This is a genomic window from Sphingomonas sp. CROZ-RG-20F-R02-07 (assembly GCF_022662335.1).
Lineage (GTDB): Bacteria > Pseudomonadota > Alphaproteobacteria > Sphingomonadales > Sphingomonadaceae > Sphingomonas.
This window is the reverse complement of record NZ_JAKNQJ010000047.1, coordinates 1-935: the sequence shown is the minus strand read 5'-3', so window position 1 is coordinate 935 and position 935 is coordinate 1. Positions and strand designations below refer to the sequence as shown.

At 64.2% G+C, this 935-nt stretch carries 1 pseudogene; it reads right to left on the bottom strand.

The features are described 5' to 3' along the window. A pseudogene (locus tag L8H00_RS18645) lies at nucleotides 1–875 on the bottom strand (IS3 family transposase); the annotation flags it as partial. Between the last annotated feature and the right edge of the window lie 60 nt (nucleotides 876–935).

The following is a 935-nucleotide window of genomic DNA, read 5'->3' as shown; positions in this document are numbered from 1 at the left end:
TTGGCTGCCCTGGTCCGAGTGGTGCAGCAGGGCGTCGGGCTTTCCGCGCCGCCAGATCGCCATCATCAGCGCGTCGGTGACGAGCTGGGCGGTCATGCTGTCGCTCATCGACCAGCCGACCACCCGGCGCGAGAACAGGTCGATGACGACTGCGACGTACAGCCATCCTTCGGCGGTCCAGATGTAGGTAAATTCGGCGATCCACCGCTGGTTGGGTGCCTTGGCCGTGAACTGGCGGTCGAGGAGGTTGTCGGCGATGACGGATCGCAGACCGTTGTCCTTCGGCAGACCACGACGCCGGGGTCGAGCCTTCAGGCCGTGAACACGCATCAGCCGCTCGACACGATGCAACCCACATGAGAGGCCTTCGGCCAGAAGGTCGTGCCAGACGCGGCGTGCACCATACGTCCGATAGCTGGAAATGAAGCTGGCGCGAACCCTGGCGCCGAACTCCTCGTCGCTCCGGGCACGCGCGCTAGGCACCCGAACCAGCCAGGCATAAAAGCCGCTGCGCGAAACACCGAGCGCTTCGCAGATCCACGATACGGGCCAGGTCCCCCGGTGCTTCGCGACGAACTCGAATCTCATATCGAGTCCCTGGCGAAGTAGGCCGCCGCTTTTTTTAGGATGTCGCGCTCCGCCTTCATCCTGGCCAACTCGCGGCGCAGCCGCTCAATCTCCTGCTGCTCGGGCTTCAGCACGCCGTGTCCGGGGAACGCCGATCCCGGGTCAGCCGTCTGTTCGCGCACCCACTTGCGCAGAACGTTCTCATGCAGGTCCAGATCGCGCGCCGCCTGCGATACCGAAACCCCGCGTTCCCGCACCAGCTTCACCGCCTCGAGCTTGAACTCGCGGCTGAACTTCCGTCGTTGCATCTCCATCCTCCGGTTCCAAAAACACCTTATCTCGGTGTCCACGGAACCGGCAGCAGCTCA